The organism is Pseudarthrobacter humi (assembly GCF_024294965.1).
GTDB classification, from domain to species: Bacteria; Actinomycetota; Actinomycetes; order Actinomycetales; family Micrococcaceae; genus Arthrobacter; species Arthrobacter humi.
This window is the reverse complement of record NZ_JANCLV010000010.1, coordinates 45,922-66,041: the sequence shown is the minus strand read 5'-3', so window position 1 is coordinate 66,041 and position 20,120 is coordinate 45,922. Positions and strand designations below refer to the sequence as shown.

General features: G+C 66.0%; 21 protein-coding genes. 11 read left to right on the top strand and 10 right to left on the bottom strand.

The genetic code is table 11. From position 1 onward, the window contains the following. Positions 1 to 57: 57 nt before the first annotated feature. From NFC73_RS14580 to NFC73_RS14565, 4 genes are all read right to left on the bottom strand, one after another. Entirely contained in the window at positions 58 to 1,224 is a 1,167-nt protein-coding gene (locus NFC73_RS14580) for a Gfo/Idh/MocA family protein (RefSeq protein ID WP_141139314.1), read from the bottom strand. 73 nt (positions 1,225 to 1,297) lie between these two features. After that, positions 1,298 to 2,158, bottom strand: a complete 861-nt coding sequence (locus NFC73_RS14575; protein WP_254751337.1) for a sugar phosphate isomerase/epimerase family protein — start codon at positions 2,156 to 2,158, stop codon at positions 1,298 to 1,300. A gap of 94 nt (positions 2,159 to 2,252) precedes the next feature. Continuing rightward, positions 2,253 to 3,266 (bottom strand): Gfo/Idh/MocA family protein, encoded by a 1,014-nt coding sequence (locus tag NFC73_RS14570; RefSeq protein ID WP_254751335.1) that lies wholly within the window; start codon positions 3,264 to 3,266, stop codon positions 2,253 to 2,255. Next, positions 3,263 to 4,123: a sugar phosphate isomerase/epimerase family protein gene (locus tag NFC73_RS14565; protein WP_254751334.1), complete on the bottom strand. Its 861-nt coding sequence runs from the start codon at positions 4,121 to 4,123 to the stop codon at positions 3,263 to 3,265. Before NFC73_RS14565 ends, NFC73_RS14570 begins: the two co-directional genes overlap by 4 nt. Before the next feature lie 219 nt (positions 4,124 to 4,342). On the opposite strand from NFC73_RS14565, the gene NFC73_RS14560 reads away from it, so the two are divergent. After that, complete coding sequence (locus tag NFC73_RS14560) at positions 4,343 to 5,359, top strand: LacI family DNA-binding transcriptional regulator (RefSeq protein WP_254751428.1); 1,017 nt, start codon at positions 4,343 to 4,345, stop codon at positions 5,357 to 5,359. A gap of 115 nt (positions 5,360 to 5,474) precedes the next feature. Continuing rightward, a complete protein-coding gene (gene nadE / locus NFC73_RS14555; RefSeq protein ID WP_254751333.1) occupies positions 5,475 to 6,296 on the top strand; it encodes an NAD(+) synthase in 822 nt (273 codons plus the stop codon). Between the two features lie 149 nt (positions 6,297 to 6,445). Here nadE and NFC73_RS14550 read toward each other — a convergent pair whose 3' ends face one another. Next, positions 6,446 to 7,228 carry an IclR family transcriptional regulator gene (locus NFC73_RS14550; protein WP_254751331.1) on the bottom strand — a complete coding sequence of 261 codons (783 nt, stop codon included), beginning with the start codon at positions 7,226 to 7,228 and terminating at the stop codon, positions 6,446 to 6,448. 200 nt (positions 7,229 to 7,428) lie between these two features. Between NFC73_RS14550 and NFC73_RS14545 the strand changes: the two genes are divergently transcribed. From NFC73_RS14545 to NFC73_RS14535, 3 genes are all read left to right on the top strand, one after another. Then, entirely contained in the window at positions 7,429 to 8,148 is a 720-nt protein-coding gene (locus NFC73_RS14545; RefSeq protein WP_254751330.1) for a CoA transferase subunit A, read from the top strand. 89 nt (positions 8,149 to 8,237) lie between these two features. Further along, positions 8,238 to 8,912 (top strand): CoA transferase subunit B, encoded by a 675-nt coding sequence (locus NFC73_RS14540; protein ID WP_254751328.1) that lies wholly within the window; start codon positions 8,238 to 8,240, stop codon positions 8,910 to 8,912. Further along, positions 8,909 to 10,105, top strand: a complete 1,197-nt coding sequence (locus NFC73_RS14535) for an acetyl-CoA acetyltransferase (protein WP_254751327.1) — start codon at positions 8,909 to 8,911, stop codon at positions 10,103 to 10,105. The genes NFC73_RS14540 and NFC73_RS14535 overlap by 4 nt, the downstream gene beginning before the upstream one ends. Before the next feature lie 77 nt (positions 10,106 to 10,182). On the opposite strand, the gene NFC73_RS14530 is transcribed toward NFC73_RS14535, so the two are convergent. Both NFC73_RS14530 and NFC73_RS14525 read right to left on the bottom strand, forming a co-directional pair. Then, positions 10,183 to 10,896, bottom strand: coding sequence for an ankyrin repeat domain-containing protein (locus NFC73_RS14530; protein ID WP_254751325.1), 714 nt, complete (start codon positions 10,894 to 10,896; stop codon positions 10,183 to 10,185). A 10-nt stretch (positions 10,897 to 10,906) separates the two neighbouring features. Then, entirely contained in the window at positions 10,907 to 11,491 is a 585-nt protein-coding gene (locus NFC73_RS14525) for a GlcG/HbpS family heme-binding protein (RefSeq protein ID WP_254751323.1), read from the bottom strand. Between the two features lie 265 nt (positions 11,492 to 11,756). Here NFC73_RS14525 and NFC73_RS14520 point away from each other — a divergent pair, with 265 nt between their 5' ends. The 3 genes from NFC73_RS14520 to NFC73_RS14510 all read left to right on the top strand — a co-directional run bounded on the left by NFC73_RS14520 (position 11,757) and on the right by NFC73_RS14510 (position 14,016). After that, a complete protein-coding gene (locus tag NFC73_RS14520; RefSeq protein ID WP_254751321.1) occupies positions 11,757 to 13,019 on the top strand; it encodes a sensor histidine kinase in 1,263 nt (420 codons plus the stop codon). Beyond that, on the top strand, positions 13,016 to 13,642 hold the full coding sequence (locus NFC73_RS14515) for a response regulator (protein WP_254751319.1): 627 nt from the start codon (positions 13,016 to 13,018) through the stop codon (positions 13,640 to 13,642). Before NFC73_RS14520 ends, NFC73_RS14515 begins: the two co-directional genes overlap by 4 nt. Positions 13,643 to 13,812: 170 nt before the next feature. Beyond that, positions 13,813 to 14,016 (top strand): cold-shock protein, encoded by a 204-nt coding sequence (locus NFC73_RS14510; protein WP_013599688.1) that lies wholly within the window; start codon positions 13,813 to 13,815, stop codon positions 14,014 to 14,016. 77 nt (positions 14,017 to 14,093) lie between these two features. Here the strand turns inward: NFC73_RS14510 and NFC73_RS14505 are convergent, their stop codons facing one another. Then, a complete protein-coding gene (locus NFC73_RS14505; RefSeq protein WP_254751427.1) occupies positions 14,094 to 15,227 on the bottom strand; it encodes an acyl-CoA dehydrogenase family protein in 1,134 nt (377 codons plus the stop codon). 163 nt (positions 15,228 to 15,390) lie between these two features. Here NFC73_RS14505 and NFC73_RS14500 point away from each other — a divergent pair, with 163 nt between their 5' ends. Together NFC73_RS14500 and NFC73_RS14495 are read left to right on the top strand one after the other, a co-directional pair. After that, the gene (locus tag NFC73_RS14500) at positions 15,391 to 17,118 is read left to right on the top strand and encodes an AMP-binding protein (RefSeq protein WP_254751317.1); all 1,728 of its coding nucleotides are present in this window, start codon (positions 15,391 to 15,393) and stop codon (positions 17,116 to 17,118) included. A gap of 2 nt (positions 17,119 to 17,120) precedes the next feature. Further along, the gene (locus NFC73_RS14495; RefSeq protein ID WP_104063182.1) at positions 17,121 to 17,627 is read left to right on the top strand and encodes a MarR family winged helix-turn-helix transcriptional regulator; all 507 of its coding nucleotides are present in this window, start codon (positions 17,121 to 17,123) and stop codon (positions 17,625 to 17,627) included. Between the two features lie 33 nt (positions 17,628 to 17,660). On the opposite strand, the gene NFC73_RS14490 is transcribed toward NFC73_RS14495, so the two are convergent. Further along, positions 17,661 to 18,239 (bottom strand): helix-turn-helix domain-containing protein, encoded by a 579-nt coding sequence (locus NFC73_RS14490; RefSeq protein ID WP_254751315.1) that lies wholly within the window; start codon positions 18,237 to 18,239, stop codon positions 17,661 to 17,663. A gap of 66 nt (positions 18,240 to 18,305) precedes the next feature. On the opposite strand from NFC73_RS14490, the gene NFC73_RS14485 reads away from it, so the two are divergent. Beyond that, the gene (locus tag NFC73_RS14485; protein WP_254751313.1) at positions 18,306 to 19,280 is read left to right on the top strand and encodes an NAD(P)/FAD-dependent oxidoreductase; all 975 of its coding nucleotides are present in this window, start codon (positions 18,306 to 18,308) and stop codon (positions 19,278 to 19,280) included. A gap of 7 nt (positions 19,281 to 19,287) precedes the next feature. Here NFC73_RS14485 and NFC73_RS14480 read toward each other — a convergent pair whose 3' ends face one another. Continuing rightward, a complete protein-coding gene (locus NFC73_RS14480; RefSeq protein ID WP_254751312.1) occupies positions 19,288 to 20,064 on the bottom strand; it encodes an enoyl-CoA hydratase in 777 nt (258 codons plus the stop codon). Positions 20,065 to 20,120 lie beyond the last annotated feature (56 nt).

Here is a 20,120-nt window from a genome sequence, read left to right as displayed (position 1 = left end):
TTTTGATGGTCCAAAACGGCCACAGCTGCTGCTCAGCTTCGCTACTGACCCGGGAGGTTACGTGCGCTGCGGGAACTTGCCCTCTTCGGCGATGCGCTTATTGAGCTCGGCGAGGAACTCGTTCTCGTCGAAGTCCAGTCCAACTTCCTTACCGGTCCAGGCGGAGAGGTGGATGGCGTTGGCCAGGCGGACTCCGTTGATGCCGTCCGAGCCCGGAGCCAGCAGCGGTGTGCCGTCCAGGATGTTGGCGGCGAAGTTCTCCAGGACACCGGCGTGCTGCCCACCCCAGACGGACTCAAATTCGATGACCTCGGTGGTGTAGTACTGCTCCGGGTTCAGCTCGCCCATAAAGAGCTTTCGGACATCGTCCATGCCCATGCCGTCGCTGAGTTCGCGCTCCGGCTTGTGCAGGCGCGTCACGGTGGCGGTCTTGCTGCCCTCGACGACGATCTTGCCCTGGTCGCCCAGGATCTCGAAGCGGTCAGTCCCCGTCAGATCGTGCGTGGCGGTGACAAATACGCCGGTGACGCCGTCTCCGTAATCAACTACTGCGGTGACTTCATCTTCGACGGCGATGTCGCGGCGGAAGCCGAAGGAAACCTTGGAGTAGACGGACTTCGGCACGCCGCAGATCCACTGCCACAGGTCCAGCTGGTGCGGAGCCTGGTTGACCAGGACGCCGCCACCTTCGCCGCCCCACGTTGCGCGCCACTCGCTGGAGTTGTAGTAGCCCTGGGGGCGCCACCAGTTAGTGATGATCCAGTTGCTGCGGCGGATCTTGCCGATCTCGCCGTTTTCCACAATCTCTTTGAGCTTCTTGTACAGCGGGTTGTTGCGCTGGTTGAACATAATTCCGAAGGAGAGTTCCGGCTTGGAGGCCGCGAATTCGTTGAGCTCCTTGACCTGCTTGGTGTAGACGCCTGCCGGCTTCTCCACCAGCGCGTGGATGTTGCGCTTGAGAGTCTCGATGCCCATTTCCGGGTGCAGGAAGTGCGGCACGCAGGTCACGACGGCGTCAACGTCTCCGCTTTCCAGCATGGCGATGTAGTCGTCATAAAAGGGAGCGTCCGGGTACGTGGCGGAGGCGAGTTCCTTCTTGGCCGGATCGGTGTCGCAGATGGCCCCGATCACCATGTTGGGGACCATGCCGTCCGTGATGAACTTGGCGTAGGCGCCGCCCTGCTGGCCCAGGCCGATGATGCCGAGGCGTACTTTCTTGCTCACAGTTATTTATCCTTCTTTGTTGGTTGAGCTTGTGTTCCGTTGGTTGAGCTTGTCGAAACCAGAAGCGGTCTGGTTAGAAGAGTTCGGACTGGCCCATGGCAACCAGGTTGTCGTAGGAGGTCTGCAGCGCTTCCCAGACCGTGCGGCCGTAGAGTTCGTCCTGCTCCACCAGCAGGTACTGCGCGCCGGCGGCCTGCGCGGCCGGCATGATGGAGGCGAAGTCGAGGTTGCCTTCCCCAACTTCGGCGAACTGGACGACGTTCTTGAACTCCGCCATGAATCCGGCGACGTCCCCTGAGTCCAGCAACCCGAAGGCCGACTCGGGCAGTTCGCCGATGCGGTAGTCCTTGAGGTGGACCATGGCCGTGCGGCCGGCGTACTTCTCGAGGGTACGGACTGGGTCCAGGCCGCCGCGCTGTACCCAGTGCACATCGATTTCCATGCCCATGGCCGGGGAGTTCTCGGCGATGATGTCCAGCATGTACTTGCCGTCGAACTTCGCGAACTCGATGTGGTGGTTGTGGTAATACAGCCCCAGGCCCTGCTCCTGCAGCCGCTCGGCGTATTCGTTGGCCTGCTTGGCGAAGTCAACCACGGCGCCGATCGACTTCATCGCGGGGAACGGCAGCATGCCGATCCGCAGCAGTTTCGAATCCAGCCGCTTGGCATCGTCCACAATCTTGTCGAAGTGCTCTGCCAGGGAGTCGCCGGGCCGGCCTTTGGGGGTTTCCATGGCCACGGACAGGGCCGCGATGTCCATGCCCAGCTCGCTGCGGGAGCGGTCCAGCTCGGCGACGTTTTCCGGCGTCATCGGGATCTGGGAGATCTCGACGGCGTTGTAGCCGATCCCGCTGACCTTGCGGAGCGTTTCGAACGCCCCGATTTCGGTGAAGCTGTCCTTCAGCATCATTGCCTGTACGCCAATTTTGGCCACTTTTTCCTCCATGGTTTTCGCTGTTGTATAAAGTCTGATTCTCGGCCTCAGGCGGGGACGCCAGCCGGGGGTTTCAACCGTTGCCCTGAGGAGTTCAGGAAACCTTCGCCGCCGCGTCCGGGTAGCTCTGGCGGTAAATTTCCTTGACGATCCTCAGGGATTTTTCCGCTTCTTCAGGATCGATCCAGAACCGGCCCGCGTCACCGAGCCGGGCGTAGAAGTCATTGATGAGCAGTTCGTGCGAGACGCCCCAGTAGGCTCGCCCGCCGGACTCCACCACACGCTCGGGAACCACTTCAACCCGGCCGTCCGCATAAGTGACCGTCAAGTCCCCACGAAGGCTGAGAGTCGCTCTTTCCGTGACGATGTCCAAAGTAACCGGCGCATTCACGGCGTTGGCCAGCGTGGCATAAAAGGCGCTGCGCGCGCCGTTGGCATGCTCGGCAACAAACTCAGCGGTGTCCTCCACCTCGATGGTTTCCCCCAGGAACCTGGTGGCCGCATTGCCGGACAACGAAACGACGTCACCCACCAGCCACTGCAGCAGGTCGACGGTGTGGATGGCCTGGTTCATCATGAGCCCGCCACCGCCACCCTCCCAGGTGCCGCGCCACGGCCGGCTGCGGTAATAGTCGGCGTCGCGGTGCCACAGCACCGTAGCTGAAGCCCCTGCTACCGCGCCCAGCTCGCCGGAGGAAAGCAGTGCGTGCATGGCCTGCGAGGTGGCGTTGTAGCGGTTCTGGAAGCAGACGGCAATCTTGGCAGTGCTCGCTTTCGCAGCTTCCACGAGCCTGCGGCCCTCCTCGAGCGTATGCGCGAGCGGCTTTTCCACAATCACGTTCACGCCGCGCGCGAGACAGTCCGCAGCGATGGAGGCATGCATATTGTGCGGCGTCGTAACGTGCACAACATCCGGTCCGATGGCCTCGATCAGGCTGTGGTGATCGGGGAAACCCGGGACACCATAGGCTGCCGCAGCTGCCGCAAGGCGGCCCGGATCCGAGTCGCAGACCCCGGCCAGCCGCGCGCTGTCGAGCTTTGCGACGGCTTCGAAGTGAACCGCCGAAACGTCACCGCAGCCTATTACTGCGGCTTTAAGGCCGGTCACGAAAGTTCGATTCCGTTCTTGGCAGCCAGGACCGCGAACGCGCGCGCGGCCATCCCGAAAGCAACCGGACCGGAGAAGCCACCCAGTTTGTGGTGGCTGGCGAGGTGGGGTTCGAGTGAGGCGAAGCCTGAGTAGCCGTCCGCCTTCAGGGCAGCAATGGTGGCGTCCAGTTCGCCGTCGCCATGGCCGGAAGGCACAACCTCACCCGTGGCCATGATGGCGTCCTTGACCTGGAGGTATTCGAGGTAGGGCCGGAGCATGGCGTAGCCGTCTGTGTAGGGGCGGACGCCAACCTGGACGAAGTTGGCGTTGTCCCAGGCGACGCGCAGTGCGGGAGAGTCCACCGACTCCATGATGTCCAGAACGCGCTGCGGCGTATCGCCGTAGATGCCCTTTTCGTTCTCGTGCAGGAGTACGACGCCGGCGCTTTCAGCTTCGGCGGCCAGCGCCCTCATGCGCGTGAGGACGTCGTCGCGGATTTCCTCCGGCGTCTGCGCCTCACCCCGAAAGAAGGAGAAGATCCGGATGTAATGCGTATCCAAGCCCTTGGCCACGGAGATGATCTGGCGAAGGCGCTCCACCTCGTGCTCCACGGGCAGGCTGATGTCCACCTTGCCGATGGGGCTCGCGACAGCTGAGACCTTCAGGCCCTTGGCGTCCAGGATTTCCTTGAGCTCGGACACCTGTTCCGGCGTCAGTTCGGAGACATTGACACCCCAGGCGCTGCGTACTTCGATGTAGCTCGCGCCCAATGCCAGCAGGACAGCGGCCTGGACGGCGGGGTCCGGATCCACTTCATCGCCGAATCCTGAGAGCGGCCAGACGGCGGTTGTTGCTTCGCTTGGTGTTGCGGTCACGGGAATCTCCTTAGGTATGCCCGCGACGGGACAGCCTTGGTGCCGCTCCGGCGCGCGGGTGACTCAGTTCACAAACAGTGCTGCTCCAAGTCTAGACACGTCAACTGTCAATGACAACCGATTGCCAAAGATTGCACGCTGTGGCAATCTAGGTGCTACGGGGCTGTGGCAATCGTCACAACCCCTGTCATCCCGTTCAGTGAGGAGCGCGCCATGGCGATGCAAGCAGCCGGAACAGACCGCCCGGCCACCATCCATGACATCGCCGCGATCTGCGGCGTGGCCGCATCCACTGTGTCCCGCGCACTTTCCACTCCGGACCGCGTCAACATCCGTACCCGTGCGCGGATCCAAGCGGCCGCGGCCGAGCTGAACTACACGCCGAACAGCCAGGCGAAGGCACTGAGCTCCGGCCGCACCGGCGCCGTCGGCGTCCTGGTGCCGGACATCACCAACCCCTTCTACTTTGACCTCATCCGTGGCACCCAGCTGCAGCTCAAGGCAGCCGGCTACACCCAACTGCTGGTGGACACGGAAGAGTCCGACGAGGTGGAGGCCTCCGCCGTGGAGCAGTTGCGCAAGAGCGCTGACGGCATCATCGTCGCCGCGTCAAGGCTCAGCGATGAGGCACTCCTGGCCGCGGCCGCCAAGATTCCCATGGTGGCCGTCAACCGCGACGTCCCCGGCGTTCCCGCCGTCGTCATTGACACGCCGTCCGCCACCAGCCAGGCACTGGACCATCTGATTTCCCTCGGCCACCTCCGGATCGCCTACATGGCGGGTCCACTCACGTCCCAGTCCAGCACCCTCCGCTGGACAGCCCTGGCGGCCGCCGCCGAGGACCGCGGCGTTGAGGTGCGCAGGCTGGGCCCTTTCGCCCCCAAGACACAATCGGGTGCCGCCGCCGCAGATGCGGCCGTGCACTCCGGCGTGACCGCGTGCATTGCCTTCAACGACCTCATCGCCATCGGCATGCTCCAGCGGCTGCGCGAACGCGGCATCCGGGTCCCGGAGGACATGAGTGTGGTGGGCTGCGACGACATCTTCGGCGCGGACTTCTGCAATCCCCCACTGACCACCATGACGTCCCCGATCGAACAGGCCGGCCGCGTGGCAGTGTCCATGCTCCTGGCCCAGCTCAACCCGCTGGCGGGCGGTGGCAGCCGCAGCCGTTCCCTGATGCCCACGCATCTCACGGTCCGCGGTTCAACGGGAGCGGCACCCGCGGCGCTGTAGCGCCGGGGCCGGAAGTGTCCGTTCGCGCCCGGCTGTGCGTGGATCGCGTGGACACGTGTCTGGTTCGGGTGGACACAGTTGAGCGTTGTTGACAGAGCTGACTAGGCTGGATCACATGCGCGAACTCCAGTCCACCATCATCGAAGAAATGGGCGTGCAGCCCCGGATCGACCCCCTCGGGGAGGTACGCAAGCGGGTGGATTTCCTGAAGGATTACCTCCGGGCAACCCACACCAAGGGCTTTGTCCTGGGCATCTCGGGCGGGCTGGACTCCTCCCTCGCCGGCAGGCTGGCCCAGCTGGCCGTGGAGGAGCTGGAGGCCGAAGGCGTGGAGGCCAACTTCGTAGCGGTCCGACTGCCGTACGGCGTCCAGCACGACGAGGACGACGCCCGGGCCGCCCTGGACTTCATCCGGGCCAAGACGGAATGGACCTTCAACATCTCGGCCGCCGTGGATGGCTTCGAGGACGAATTCGAGAAGACGGTGGGGAACGGCATCTCCGATTTCCACAAGGGAAACACCAAGGCACGCACCCGGATGATCGCGCAGTACGCGCTGGCCGGCGAGCACAACTACCTGGTGATCGGCACCGACCACGGCGCAGAGTCCGTGACCGGGTTCTTCACCAAATTCGGCGACGGCGGCGCGGACATCCTGCCCCTGTTCGGCCTCAACAAACGCCAGAACCGCGAACTGCTGGCCGAACTGGGCGCCCCTGCGCGCGTCTGGGAAAAAGTACCCACTGCGGACCTCTTGGACGGCAGGCCCGGACGCACCGACGAGGACGAACTGGGAATCACGTACGACCAAATCGATGATTACCTCGAAGGCCGGGAGATCCCCGAAGCGGCGGCCGAGCTGATCGAAGAGAAATACCTCCGCACGCGCCACAAGCGCACGGTGCCGGTCACCATCTTCGATACGTGGTGGAAATAGGCTGAGCCGACGGAGGCCCGGATCAGGCTGTCCGCCGAACCGGGGCACTTTGAACCCTGTCCGGACCGATCCCGCCCGGAATACGGCGTGTCCGTGTCAAAGTGCCCCACCACGGGTCAGCCACACGACGCCGAGCAGTGCCGAGCAGTTCAGGCGGCGCCCGGCGAACGGGTCAGCAGCGACGTGATCCGGTGGGCTTCCTCCATCAGCAGTTTGCCGAGGAACTCCTGCCGTTCCGGGCGGAACCGGGGTTCGATGCCGGTCAGTGAAAGCGCGCCCACGGGCCTGCCCAACTGGTCGAACACGGCCGTCCCCATTCCCCAGCTGCCCTCCAGCACCAGGCCGGGATTCACTGCGAATCCATGCAGCCGGGTCCGTTCCAGGTTCCTGCGCACCACCTCTATGCTGTGGCCTGCCGCGAAGCTGCCGGCGTGCTGGTCCCAGCCGGACAGGATGGCCTCCTGTTCCTCGTCCGGGAGGAACGCCATGATGGCGGTCCCGGCCGAGGCCACACCCAGTGGAAAGCGGACTCCCTCGTGCAGCACGAAGGACCGTACCGGGAAGCTGCCCTCTTCCCGCAGCACGCAGACCGTCTCCTGGCCCCTGCGGATGGAATAGAAGGCGCTCTCACCGGTCTCCTCCGCCAGGCGGCGCAGACTTGGCCGCGCCAGGTCCTCAAACGGGAAGCGGGCCGCCGCTACCGATCCCAGCAGGAAGATCTCAGGGCCCAGGATCCAGTTTCCGCTGCGGGCGTCGTGGTCCAGGAGGCCCTCGGCGGCAAGGGAGGCCAGGAGCCGGTGGACGGTGGGGCGGGTCAGCCCGGACTCCCGGACCAGCCCGGATATTGAGCTGCCCTCCGGCTTCCGGCCCACCAGCCGCAGCAGCGACGCCACGCGGCCCACCACCTGCGCCCCTTGGACTGGATTTGTCATTCAGTTCACCAACTCTCAAGAAATCCTCCACAATGTGGACACCTCCAAGCCTAGCGTCCACGCTGTGAAATATCTGCCTTCCTGGCATGGTTGCGTCGTTGACCAGCTTCAGGGACCGCCCTAGGCTCCTTTCCTAGGCCACATGTCCACAAAGTGGATAACCCGAAATGGCTCTGCATGCTCGATGACGAGGAGACGGAATGTCCAAACTGAAATCCCACGCCGCCGCTGCCCTGGCGGAAGTGCTGCAGGACGGCATGACGCTCGCCGTCGGCGGTTTCGGCCTGAGCGGCATCCCGGCGGACCTCATCGAGGCCGTGCGTGATTCCGGCGTGCGCGATCTGACCGTGGTGTCCAACAACATGGGTGTGGACGGGAAAGGCCTGGGCGTGCTGATCGAGGCCGGCCAGGTCCGCAAGGTCATCGCCTCGTATGTGGGCGAGAACAAGCTCTTCGCCGAGCAGTACCTCGCGGGCCTGCTCGAGGTGGAATTCACGCCGCAGGGCACGCTGGCCGAGCGCCTCCGCGCCGGCGGTGCCGGCATCCCCGCCTTCTACACCAAGACCGGCGTCGGAACCCTGGTCGCGGAAGGCAAGCCGCTGGCAGAGTTCGACGGCGAGACGTACGTCCAGGAGCGCGCCATCCGGGCCGACGTCGCGCTGGTCCACGCGCACACCGCGGACACGGACGGCAACCTGATCTACCGCTACACGGCCCGGAACTTCAACCCCGTGGTGGCCACCGCCGGCCTGGTGACCATCGCCGAAGCCGAAGTCATCGTGGAGCCCGGCGCACTGGATCCCAACCACATCGTCACCCCGGGCGTGTATGTCCAGCACCTGGTCCAGGCGAGCGGCCGGATTAAGGACATTGAACAGCGCACCGTCCGCTCCCGGGAAGCGGCACCGGTCCCCGCCTGAATGCCGGTACCCGTCAAACCCGGCACGCCCCACTAGCAGCGCGAACGAACACTTAAGCCCTACAAACTTTGAACCCCAAGGAGAAACCCATGGCCTGGACCAGGGATGAAATGGCTGCCATCGCGGCCGAGGAACTGAACGACGGCGACTACGTCAACCTGGGCATCGGCATCCCCACGCTGGTGGCCAACAACCTGCCCGACGGCGTCCGCGTGGTCCTGCAGAGCGAAAACGGCCTGCTCGGCATGGGCCCGTTCCCTTATGAGGGCGACGAAGACGCGGACCTCATCAACGCCGGCAAGCAGACCGTCACGGTCCTGCCCGGCGGCAGCATCTTCGACTCCGCCACATCGTTCGGCATGATCCGCGGCGGCCACGTCAAGGTGGCCATCCTGGGCGCCATGCAGGTCTCCGGCAACGGCGACCTCGCCAACTGGACGATTCCCGGCAAGATGGTCAAGGGCATGGGCGGTGCCATGGACCTCGTGGCCGGCACGCCGCGCGTGGTGGTTCTGACCGAGCACAACGCCAAGGACGGCACGGCCAAGATCGTCACCGAGTGCACCCTGCCGCTCACCGGCCTGCGTTGCGTGGACCGGATCATCAGTGATCTCGCGGTTTTTGACCTTAAAAAAGCGGACGACGACGGCGGGCGGCAGCTCACGCTGACCCGCCTTGCGCCGGGGGTCACCGTGGAGGAAATTCGCGAAAAGACCGAAGCCGCATTCGACGTCCAGCTTGAAACCGCAGGAGTGGCAGCATGAGCCTCAAGGAACAGTTCGGCAAGGATGTCCTGCTCACCGGATGGGGCCACAGCCGGTTCGGCAAACTCACGGACGAAACCCTTGAGTCCCTGATCGTCCAAGTGGCCACCGAGGCAATCATCAACGCCGGGATCGAGCCAGGCCAGATCGATGAGATCTACCTGGGCCAGTTCAACTCCGGCATGATGCCGCTGGCGTTCCCGTCCTCGCTGGCCTTGCAGGTCTCGGACCAGCTGGCCAACGTCGCCGCCACGCGTGTGGAGAACGCCTGCGCCTCCGGGTCGGCCGCGTTCCAGCAGGGCACCAAGTCGCTGCTGGCCGGCACCGCGAAGACCGTGCTGGTGATCGGCGCCGAGAAGATGACCCACGCCGGCGCTGACGTTGTGGGCGCAGCCCTGCTGGGCGCCGACTACGACATGGCCGGCCAGACGTCCACCACCGGCTTCACTGGCCTGTTCGCGGACGTCGCCAAGCACTACGAAAAGCGCTACGGTCACGGCGACGGACAGCTGGGCGACGTGCTGGGCTCCATCGCGGCCAAGAACCACCGCAACGGCGTGGACAACCCCTACGCCCAGCTCCGCAAGGATCTCGGCGAGGACTTCTGCCGCACCGTCTCGGACAAGAACCCCATGGTGGCCGATCCGCTGCGCCGCACCGACTGCTCCCCCGTGTCCGACGGCGCCGCTGCCGTTGTGCTCAGCACGTCGCCAACCGGCGGGGCCACTGCGCCGGTAAGGCTCGCCGGCTTTGGCCAGGCGAACGACTTCTTCCCGGCCGATCGCCGGGACCCCACCGCCTTCGCCGCCACGCGCATGTCCTGGCAGCGCGCGCTGGGGATGGCCGGCGTCGGGCTTGAAGACCTGGACTTCGCTGAGGTCCACGATTGCTTCACCATCGCCGAGCTGCTGATGTACGAGGCCATGGGACTGACCGAACCGGGCCAGGGCGCCCGCGCCGTGCAGGAAGGCTGGGTCTTCAAGGACGGGAAGCTGCCCATCAACGTCTCCGGCGGACTCAAGGCCAAAGGCCACCCCGTGGGTGCAACCGGCGTATCCCAGCACGTCATCGCCGCCATGCAGCTCACTGGGACCGCCGGCGACATGCAGCTCGCCAACCCGAGCCGCGCCGCCGTCCAGAACATGGGCGGTGTAGGCATCGCCAACTACGTCAGCGTCCTCGAGACCACCTAAGAACCAACGCGGGGTCACATTCCGCCCGTGCAGGTGGATTATCGGGCCGTATCTGACCCCGCGTTGGATCTACGGGGCTAGTGTGCCCGGATCAGGTTGGCGATCTCCACGAAACCCAGCCGTTCGGCGTTTTCCAGGGCGGTCCGGCCCTGGGGATCCCGGATGTTGGGGTCCCCGCCGGCGTCGAGGAGCTGCCGGACCACTTCCTGCTGCCTGGGGCCGCCGTTGTTGAGCAGGATGGCCTCCTGCATGGCGGTCCACCCCAGGTTGTTCACATGGTTCACGGGCACTCCAGCGGCCAGGAGGATGCGGACCGTCTCCACGTGGCCGTGCTCGCTGGCGGGAATCAGCGCCGTCCCGCCGTACCGGTTGGTGCTGGCAACGTCCGCGCCGGCCGCCAGCGTCAGCCGGAGCACCTCGTTGAATCCCTCGGCCCCGGCATAGAGGAACGCGGAATCCTGGATGGCGTCCTTGGCGTTCACGTTGCCGCCTCGGCCGATGAGTTCACCCACGAGCGCCACGTTGTTCGCCTTCGCGGCGACGACCAGTTCCTGGTCAAGCAGTGCCTGGGCCTCCCCGTGCAGCGCGGGCGGCGTGGTGGCTGCCGGCGCGGACGGTCCGGACGGTTGCTGGCTGCCGGGGCTGACCAGGACGGACGACGGCGGCGACTCCTGCCGTTGCGGCTCGCCGGGACCCGCCTGGCAGGCGGCCAGGCAAGCTGATACACCGCCCGCCAGAAAGAGGATTGCCGCCGCCCTGCGTGCCCGGCGCCAGGTCCTGAACCGCCTCATGGAGCCGAGCCTACTTGCCTGAGCCGGCAGCTGCAGCGGCGATGGCCTCGGCGCCGGCGGTGGCGCAGGCCTCGTCCAGGTTGCCGTCGGGGGCACCGCCCACGCCGATGCCTGCCACGGACACACCATTGACCTTGAGCGGGACGCCGCCGGGCAGGAACAGGGTGCCGGGGAGGTCCGCGATGCTGGGCCCGTTGCCGTTGATGCGCTTGGCCAGCTCGCTCGTTGGTGCACCGAACGCGGCCGCGGTGTAGGCCTTCTGCTGGGCTGCTTCGATCGTGTGCTCGGCGGCGTTGTCCCCGCGCAGGAGCGCCTGGACGGTGCCGAACCTGTCCACCAGGGCCACGGTTACAAACGGCAGCTTGTCAGCCTGGCATTTCGCAAGGGCTGCCCGGACCGCATCGGCCGAGGCACCCGCGGTGATGCGGTTCTGCGCCACCACGGTCTCCGCCGCCTGCGGGATATCGACGGCGGGTACCACGGCGGGAGCGGCCACCTGGCTGGTCCCGGCGTTGGCTGCAGCGGTCAGCCCTCCCGTCAGCAGCAAAGCTCCTGCGGCAGCAACGGCGGCGGCAATCTTGTTGGACTTCTTCACGGTATTTCTCCTTGGGTTGATGGACTCGCGTTGCCGGACCCAGCTTGATGGGGCCGGCTCACGTTGGCGGGGCTCACGTTGGCGGAATCCATTGGAACGGGCTTCCTCCATCCATCCTGTCCGGCCCCGCAGCGGCAAGCATCGGGCCTTTGGCTGCGCCCTGCTCCCCCGGATGGCCAGCAGCATCAGCCAAAAGGCGGAGAGACCAGCAACGGCGCGGGCAATAGCATGGGATAGGAACGCCCCTGACCTGAACCGGACCCCAATGCCCTCCCCAGCCACTCCCCGTAAAACCCTGACACTCGGATCCCCGCTGACCACCGGACGCGCCCGGCCTCGTGGACCGGCCGCCGCCCCTGGCCGGTTCGGCCGGATCGACACCGCCGTCCACCTTGGCTTTGCTGTCCTGCTCGTCGCTTCGGCCGTCCGCTATGCCATGCGGCACAGCCTGCAGGACAACCTGCTGGTCCTCGGCCTGGCTGGAACGGTGTGCGCGCTCTACGCCGTCATCGCCGCACTTGCCGGGCAGAGACGCCCATGGGCGGTCTGGATGCTCGTGTTTGTAGCCGTCTGGGCAGCCCTTGTCATCGCCGCACCCAGTTTCGCCTGGTGTTCCTTTGCGATCCTCTTCCTGTGCCGGACAGCCTTTAAGGGCGCCGTGGGTTACGTGGCGGCAGGCGCGACGGCGGCCGCCACCGCCGTCGGGCTGTTCCGGCTCAGCGACGGGACAGACCTGGCGATGCTGCTGGGGCCCCTCGCGGTCGGCGTGATGCTGACGCTGGTCTATGACCGAATCGAGCACGACGCCGCGGAGCAGCGCCGTCTCCATGCGGAGGTATCGCTGGCACACGGGCAGCTGGCGGCCAGCGAGCGCCTGGCCGGCACCATCGCCGAACGCGAGCGCGTATCGCGGGAGATCCACGACACCGTGACGCAGGGCCTGGCCAGCAGCCTGCTGCTCCTGGAGGCCGCTGACCGTTCGTGGCCAGGCCAGGCTTCGCGCCAGGAGCTCAAGCAGGCTACGGAACTGTTGCGCCGCAATCTCTCCGAGACGCGCAATCTGGTCCACGAGCTCGCCTCCCCGGGCCTGGACGCATCGCCGCTTCCTGAAGCCCTGCACCAGGCGGCCGCACAGTACGTCCCGCACGCCCGGCTCCTGGTCACCGGCGAACCGAGGGACGTCCCGGCGGACGTCCGGCACGCCCTGCTGCGGGTGGTCCAGAGCGCGGCCGCAAACATCCAGCAGCACGCAAACGCCACCACCACAACCCTGACACTGGGGTTCCTTCCCGGCTCGGTCACCCTTGACATCTACGACGACGGCACGGGCTTTGACCCGTCGGCGGCAGCACCGCCGTCGGACGCCGGAGGCTACGGGCTGCGGGCCATGCGCCAGCGCGTGGAGCAGCTGGGCGGCGTACTCTCGGTGGAAAGTTCCCCCGGCGAAGGGACCATCGTGGCCGCACAGGTGCCGGCCCGGGCGCAGTCAGTCCCACCTGGCCAGCAGATAACACCGGAGGACGCGTGACTACCATCACTGTCCTCCTGGTGGACGACCACCTGGTGGTCCGGAGCGGACTCAAGGCGCTGCTGGGTACGCAGCCTGACTTTGACGTGGTGGCCGAGGCCGCCTCCGGCGAGGAAGCGCTGGAGCTGGTGGAACACCACTCCCCAGCCGTTGTGGTGATGGATCTGGCCATGGGCGCCGGAATGGACGGGATCGAGGCCATCAGGCAGCTGCGGCAGCGCAACAGCCGGCAGGCCATCCTGGTGTTCACCACCTACGATTCCGACGCGGACATCGTCCGGGCGGTCGACGCGGGCGCCATGGGCTACCTCCTCAAGGACGCCGCCCCGGACGAAATCTTCGCCGCCATCCGTGGTGCCGTGCAGGGGAAGAGCGTCATGAGTGCCCCCGTGGCCTCCCGGCTCTTCCAGCAGCTGCGCAATCCCGACGAGGTCCTGACGCCCCGGGAGGCGGAGCTGCTGAGCCTCCTGACCGAGGGGCTCAGCAACCGGGAACTGGGCCAGCGGCTCTTCATCTCCGAGGCCACCGTCAAGACCCATCTGGCGCATATCTACGCCAAGCTCGGGGTGGAGACCCGCGCCGCGGCGATCGCCACGGCCATCCGCCGGGAGGGCATGCGCTAGCCTGCAGCGGTCAATTCCCGTGTACCACTTCTGTAACAGCGGTGACACTTGATGACTGCAGCTATTGCACGCCCACCGCGGAGCCCCTAGGTTTGAGACAGCGGACTACAGACTCCGCGTCTGCCTGCCGTCCGAGCAGGACCAGAAAAGGGTTACAAAGGAAGTTAGCAATGGCAACAGGCACAGTTAAATGGTTCAACGCTGAAAAGGGCTTTGGTTTCATCGCTCCGGACGACGGATCCGCCGATGTTTTCGCGCACTATTCCGCAATCGCCAGCAGCGGCTACCGCTCGCTGGATGAGAACCAGAAAGTCGAATTCGATGTGACCCAGGGCCCCAAGGGCCCGCAGGCAGAGAATATTCGCCCGCTCTAAGGTTCTGATCAACTGCCCTGACCGTGCTGTAAAGCATGGCCAGGGCAGTTTTTTGTTAAGTTCTTTCCCGTGAACTGCTAGACGAAGGCCGATTTTCCGGTAACGGCCCGGCCAACAATCAGCGAATTGATTTCGTAGCTGCCCTCATAGGTATAGAGGATTTCGGCATCACCAAACAGCTTGCCCATTTCAAAGTCCGAACTGATCCCGTTGCCGCCCAGCAGCGACCGTCCCATCGCCACCGATGCGCGGGCCAGCCGGGTGCACGTGGACTTTGCCATGGCCGCCTGCGCCATCTCCAGCTTGCCGTCCGCCTGGATCCGGGCGAGCTGGGCCATCAGCGCCAGTGACGCGGAGGCGTTGCCCAGGATCTCCGCCAGCTGCTGCTGGACCAGCTGGAAGCATGCCAGTTCCTTGCCGAACTGCCTGCGTTCCAGGGAGTAGGAACGGGCGACGTCGAAGGCGGCCAGCTGGATCCCGGCACCTTGCCAGCCAACCCAGGCGCGCGAATCCCGCAGGAGGTCGTTGGCTTTGGAGAAGTCCGTGGCGCCCGGCAGCATGTTGGATGCCGGAATCCTGACGTTGTCCAGCACGATGTCCGCATTCTGCATGATCCGCAGGCCGATCTTGTTGGCAATCTTGGATGCCCGGTAGCCGGCGCGGTCCGTCTCCACAATAAAGCCCTTGATGTGCCCGTCCGCAGCGTCGCGCGCCCACACCAGGGCAAAGTCCGCGATGGTCCCGGAGCCGATCCAGCGCTTCGCGCCGTTGATCACCCACTCGCCGCCCTCCAGCCGGGCGGATGTTTCCAGCCCGCCGGCGATGTCCGAGCCGTGCTCCGGTTCGGTCAGGGCGAAGGCGCCCAGCTGGGTAAAGTTCTTCAGGCCAGGCAGCCACCGCTGCTTCTGTTCCTCGGAACCGAGGGCGTCGATCATCCCCACGATCAGTTCGTTGTGGATCCCCACCAGGGCAGACAGCGAAACGTCCGCCCTGGCCACTTCGACGTACATCAAGCCCTTGAAGAGCTTGGACGTGCCGTCCGTCTGCAGCGTGCCAAGTCCGTGCTTTCCCATCTCCGCCAGCAGCCCGAACGGGAATTCCTCGCGGTTCCAGTAGTCAATGGAGGCCTGCCGCACGGTGGACTGCAGGAACGCCCGGATCTCCAGGTAGCGCTCTCGCTCCGCTGCGGGCAGGAGGTCCACGATGTGCATCAGGTCTGCCTCTGGAAACGGCGGGGCTTCGGTCACAACACGCTCACGTCCTTGTGGCTGCACGCTTCATATCCCTTCGGTCTTCCAAACCCTTGGATGTCCTAGTATATTGCACAGGGATGGATTCTTAGTGATGCGCATCACTGGAGGAAAGGTGTCCCCCATGTCAGTCACCGATGACTTCCGCGAGGCACGCGACCGCCTGCTGGCCCTGCATTCCGACTACCACCAGGCCAGGCGCGAGTTCGTGTGGCCGCGCTTCACGGAATTCAACTTTGCCCTCGACTGGTTCGACCAGATCGCCGCCGATCCTGAGAAGGCCGGCAAACCGGCCCTGGTCATCGTGGAGCAGGACGGATCGGCCACCCGCCGGAGTTTCGCGGACCTGGCCGCCCGTTCCAACCAAGTGGCCACCTGGCTGAGAAGCCAGGGCATGCGCCGCGGGGACCGCATGATCGTTATGCTGGGCAACCAGGTGGAGCTCTGGGAGCTGATGCTGGCCGGCATCAAGCTGGGCATCGTCCTGATCCCCACCACCACCCTGATGGGTCCGGAGGACCTGGCCGAACGCGTGGAGCGCGGCGAGGCGGGCTGGGCCGCCGTCGGACGTGCCAACATCCGCAAGTTTGCCGGCGTCCCCGGCGAATACCGCCTCATCGAAATCGGCGCCGCCGGCGGTTCAGCCGGCACCCCCGGCGCCCTCCAGTACACGGACTCGACGACGGCGGCGGTCACCTTCACAGCCGACGCCCCCACCCAGGCGGACGAGACGCTGCTGCTGTATTTCACCTCCGGAACCACGTCGAAGGCCAAGCTGGTGGAGCACACCCACACGTCGTACCCGGTGGGGCACCTCTCCACGATGTACTGGATCGGCCTGGAACCCGGCGACGTGCACCTGAACGTGGCATCGCCGGGCTGGGGCAAACACGCGTGGTCCAATTTCTTCGCGCCGTGGATCGCGGAGGCGTGCGTTTTCGTCTACAACTATGAACGGTTCGACGCCCGTGCCCTGATGAAGCAGATGGACCGGGAGCACGTCACCAGCTTCTGCGCCCCGCCCACGGTCTGGCGGATGCTCATCCAGGCGGACCTGAAAGTGCTGAAGACCCCGCCCACCAAGGTGGTCTCCGCGGGCGAACCGCTGAACGCCGAAGTGATCGAACAGGTCCAGCGCGCCTGGGGCCAGACCATCAGGGACGGCTTTGGCCAGACAGAAACCACGGTCCAGGTGGCCAACACGCCCAGCCAGCCGGTCACCATCGGCGCCATGGGGCGGCCGCTTCCCGGCTACGACGTGGTGCTGGTGGATCCGAACACGGGGGAAGAAGCCGAAGACGGCGAGCTGTGCCTCCGCCTGGACCCCCGGCCGGTGGGGCTGATGAAGGGCTACTACGGGGACGCGGAACGGACCGCCGAGGCTTTCCGCGGCGGCTATTACCACACGGGCGACATGGCCAGCCGGGACAAACACGGTGTCATCACCTACGTGGGCCGCGACGACGACGTCTTCAAATCCTCCGACTACCGGCTCTCGCCGTTCGAACTGGAGAGCGTGCTGCTGGAACACCCCGCCGTGGCCGAGGCGGCGGTGGTTCCGTCGCCGGATGCGGTCAAGCTTTCGGTCCCCAAGGCCTATGTTGTGCTGGTGTCCGGGCTGGAGCCGGGGCCGGAGCTGGCCGAGGACATCCTGCGGTACTGCCGCGAACACCTGGCGCCGTTCAAACGGATCCGGCGGCTGGAATTCGCGGCGCTGCCCAAGACCATCTCGGGCAAAATCCGCCGTGTGGAGTTGCGGCACAATGAGGTGCTCCGGCATGGCGGGGGCGCGCACCCGGACGGCTTCGGTGTGGAGTACTCCGAGGCGGATTTCCCGGGGCTGAAGGGCTGAGGATGGCCGCGCCACTGCCCCGGGACCCCATCGCGGACGCCCAACGGAACTGGGAGGAGCACGGCTGGGCCGATGTCGCCGCCCCCATGGCTGCGATCACCGCGATCATGCGCACGCAGCAGATCCTGCTGGCCCGGATCGAGGGCGCCCTGAAACCGTTCGGGCTGACCTTCGCCCGCTACGAACTGCTCGCGCTCCTCAGCTTCGCCCGCAGCGGCGCGCTGCCCATGAACAAGGCGAGCGCCCTGCTCCAGGTCCATCCCACCTCGGTGACGAACGCCGTCGACCGTTTGGAAGGCTCGGGACTGGTGACCCGTTCGCCGCATCCCACGGACGGCCGCACCACCCTGATCGAGCTCACCGCGGAGGGGCGGATCGTTGCCAAACGGGCGACGGCGGTGCTCAACACCGAGGTGTTTGGCCAGTCGGGGTTCGACGCCGCCGATGTTGACCAGCTGATCCGCATCCTGGGTACTTTCCGCCGGAACGCCGGGGACTTTGCGGACTAGCGGCGTCCCTTAGCGTTTGGCAGCCCAACGGGTCTAGGAGCGCGGCTTGGCTCTGACGTGCATGCGTTCGCCCTGGGTTCCGAAGAGGCTCAGGAACTCCACCGCTTCGGTGTCCGCCCGGCCGAACCAGTGGGGCACCCGGGTATCAAATTCGGCCGCTTCGCCGGGCCCCATCACCAGGTCCTGGCCGCCCAGGACCATCCTGAGTTTGCCGTTGAGCACATACAGCCATTCGTACCCCTCGTGGACCTGGGGGTCCGGCTGATCCGGCGCGCCGGCCGGCAGGATGTGCTTGTAGGCCTGGATCCCGCCGGGCCGCCTCGTCAACGGGATGATGGTCATGCCGCGGCGGACCATGGGGCGCAGGTGCAGGCGGGGATCGCCCGTGGCGGGAGCCCCCACCAGCTCGTCCAGCGGGACCCGGTGCGCTTTGGCCAGCGGCAGCAGCAGCTCCAGATTGGGGCGGCGCTGCCCGGATTCCAGCCGTGAAAGTGTGCTGACCGAAATCCCGGTGGCCTCGGCCAGGGCCGCCAGGGTGGTGTTGCTGTTGAGGCGGAGGGCCCTGAGCCGCGGCCCCACCGCTGCCAGCACGCCGTCGAATTCTTCATCCATGTGCCAAGTTTGCCATTCCAGCAACTTTTCTTGCCGCCCCGAGCAGGTGCCGCGGAGCATGGAGGCATGAGAACAGACAATTACAACACGCACGACGTCCTGGTCATCGGTGGAGGGGCCGCCGGCCTGAGTGCCGCGCAAATGTTGGGCCGGTCGCGCCGTTCCGTAGTGGTGGTTGATAGCGGCGAACCCCGCAACGCCCCCGCCCAGGGGGTCCACGGATTCCTGTCCCGCGATGGTGTCAGCCCCGCCGAGCTCCTGAGGATCGGGCGTGCCGAAGCCGAGCACTACGGCGCACGGATAGTGGAGGGTGAGGCTGTTGCCGCTGCGGGCAATGCGGCCGACGGTTTTTCCGTGACACTGGCGGACGGCAGCGTGATCCGAGGGCGCCGCCTGCTGATCACCACCGGGCTGGTGGACGAATTGCCGGGGATTGCCGGGCTCCGCGAGCGCTGGGGCAGGGATGTGCTGCACTGCCCGTTCTGCCACGGCTGGGAGGTGCAGGACCAGGCCATCGGCATCCTGGGCAACGGGCCTTGGTCCGTGCACCAGGCCCTGCTCTTCCGGCAGTGGAGCGGCAACATCACCCTGTTCCTGAACGACCTGACCCTGCCCACCGACGACGAGCTGGAGCAGCTGGCCGCCCGGGGCATCAGGGTGGTGGCGGGCGCCGTTGAATCATTGCGGGTGGGGCAGGACGTCCTGCGCGGTGTCGCCTTGGCCGGCGGACCCGAGATCGCCGTGGACGCGGTAGTGGTGGGACCCCAGGTGCGCGCACGGCTGGGCGCCTTCGCCGGGCTTGGCCTCGAGCCGGCACCGCATCCGATGGGGATAGGGGACGTCCTGGAGACCGATGCCGACGGCGCCACCGCTGTCCCCGGGGTGTGGGCGGCGGGCAACGTGACGGACATGCGTGCGCAGGTTCTGGCCTCCGCGGCGGCTGGTGCGTGGACCGCCGTCGTGATCAACAACCATCTGATGGCGGAGGAACTGGCCGCAGACGTTGCCGCCCACCGGGAAGCCCTGTCGGTTGCCCGGTAATTACCGGTCAGCGGTGGGTGAACTCGGGCTGCCGTTTTTCCGTAAAGGCGGCCATGCCTTCCTTCTGGTCCTCGCTGGCAAAGAGGGAGTGGAAGATCCGGCGTTCGAACAGGACACCCTGGGCGAGTCCGGTTTCAAAGGCCGCGTTGACGGCTTCCTTCGCAAGCATGGCCACGGGCTTGGACTTGGACGCGATGACCTCCGCAGCCTTCAGCGCCTCCTCCACCACATTCTCCGCGGGCACCACACGCGAGACGAGTCCCGAGCGTTCGGCCTCCTCGGCACCGATGAAGCGCCCGGTGAGGATCATGTCCATGGCCTTGGCCTTGCCCACGGCGCGCGTGAGCCGCTGCGAACCGCCCATGCCCGGCAGCACACCGAGGTTGATCTCCGGCTGGCCGAACTTGGCGTTGTCCCCGGCGATGATGAAATCGCACATCATGGCCAGCTCGCAGCCGCCGCCCAGGGCGAAGCCGGACACGGCAGCGATGACAGGGATCCGCAGCCGGGTGAAGTCCTCCCAGCCCCGGAACCAGTCGGCGGCGTACATGTCCATGTAGCCCTGCGAGGCCATTTCCTTGATGTCGGCACCCGCGGCGAACGCCTTGGCCGAGCCGGTGATCACCACCGCGCCCACGCCGGGGTCTTCGTCCATGGCCGTGACGGCTGCCACGAGCTGGTCCATGGTGGCCTTGTCCAGGGCGTTGAGCGCCTCCGGCCGGTTGAGCGTGACCAGCCCTACCCGGCCGCGCCGCTCCACCAGGATGTTCGTGTACTCCGTCATGCCTGACCTTTCAGCTGTTTTTGCGTGTTGCCGGTGCTGCAGAGCTGCCAGCGCTG

What these genes read in the sequence shown, in the direction of transcription:
- NFC73_RS14545 (WP_254751330.1), top strand. Translation starts at nt 7,429, where the DNA reads ATGTCCAAACTGAAATCCCACGCCGCCGCTGCCCTGGCGGAAGTGCTG.
- NFC73_RS14550 (WP_254751331.1), bottom strand. Translation starts at nt 7,228, where the DNA reads ATGACAAATCCAGTCCAAGGGGCGCAGGTGGTGGGCCGCGTGGCGTCG.
- NFC73_RS14510 (WP_013599688.1), top strand. Translation starts at nt 13,813, where the DNA reads ATGGCAACAGGCACAGTTAAATGGTTCAACGCTGAAAAGGGCTTTGGT.
- NFC73_RS14530 (WP_254751325.1), bottom strand. Translation starts at nt 10,896, where the DNA reads ATGAGGCGGTTCAGGACCTGGCGCCGGGCACGCAGGGCGGCGGCAATC.
- NFC73_RS14490 (WP_254751315.1), bottom strand. Translation starts at nt 18,239, where the DNA reads ATGGATGAAGAATTCGACGGCGTGCTGGCAGCGGTGGGGCCGCGGCTC.
- NFC73_RS14480 (WP_254751312.1), bottom strand. Translation starts at nt 20,064, where the DNA reads ATGACGGAGTACACGAACATCCTGGTGGAGCGGCGCGGCCGGGTAGGG.
- NFC73_RS14540 (WP_254751328.1), top strand. Translation starts at nt 8,238, where the DNA reads ATGGCCTGGACCAGGGATGAAATGGCTGCCATCGCGGCCGAGGAACTG.
- NFC73_RS14535 (WP_254751327.1), top strand. Translation starts at nt 8,909, where the DNA reads ATGAGCCTCAAGGAACAGTTCGGCAAGGATGTCCTGCTCACCGGATGG.
- nadE (WP_254751333.1), top strand. Translation starts at nt 5,475, where the DNA reads ATGCGCGAACTCCAGTCCACCATCATCGAAGAAATGGGCGTGCAGCCC.
- NFC73_RS14560 (WP_254751428.1), top strand. Translation starts at nt 4,343, where the DNA reads ATGCAAGCAGCCGGAACAGACCGCCCGGCCACCATCCATGACATCGCC.
- NFC73_RS14495 (WP_104063182.1), top strand. Translation starts at nt 17,121, where the DNA reads ATGGCCGCGCCACTGCCCCGGGACCCCATCGCGGACGCCCAACGGAAC.
- NFC73_RS14500 (WP_254751317.1), top strand. Translation starts at nt 15,391, where the DNA reads ATGTCAGTCACCGATGACTTCCGCGAGGCACGCGACCGCCTGCTGGCC.
- NFC73_RS14505 (WP_254751427.1), bottom strand. Translation starts at nt 15,227, where the DNA reads ATGCACATCGTGGACCTCCTGCCCGCAGCGGAGCGAGAGCGCTACCTG.
- NFC73_RS14485 (WP_254751313.1), top strand. Translation starts at nt 18,306, where the DNA reads ATGAGAACAGACAATTACAACACGCACGACGTCCTGGTCATCGGTGGA.
- NFC73_RS14520 (WP_254751321.1), top strand. Translation starts at nt 11,757, where the DNA reads ATGCCCTCCCCAGCCACTCCCCGTAAAACCCTGACACTCGGATCCCCG.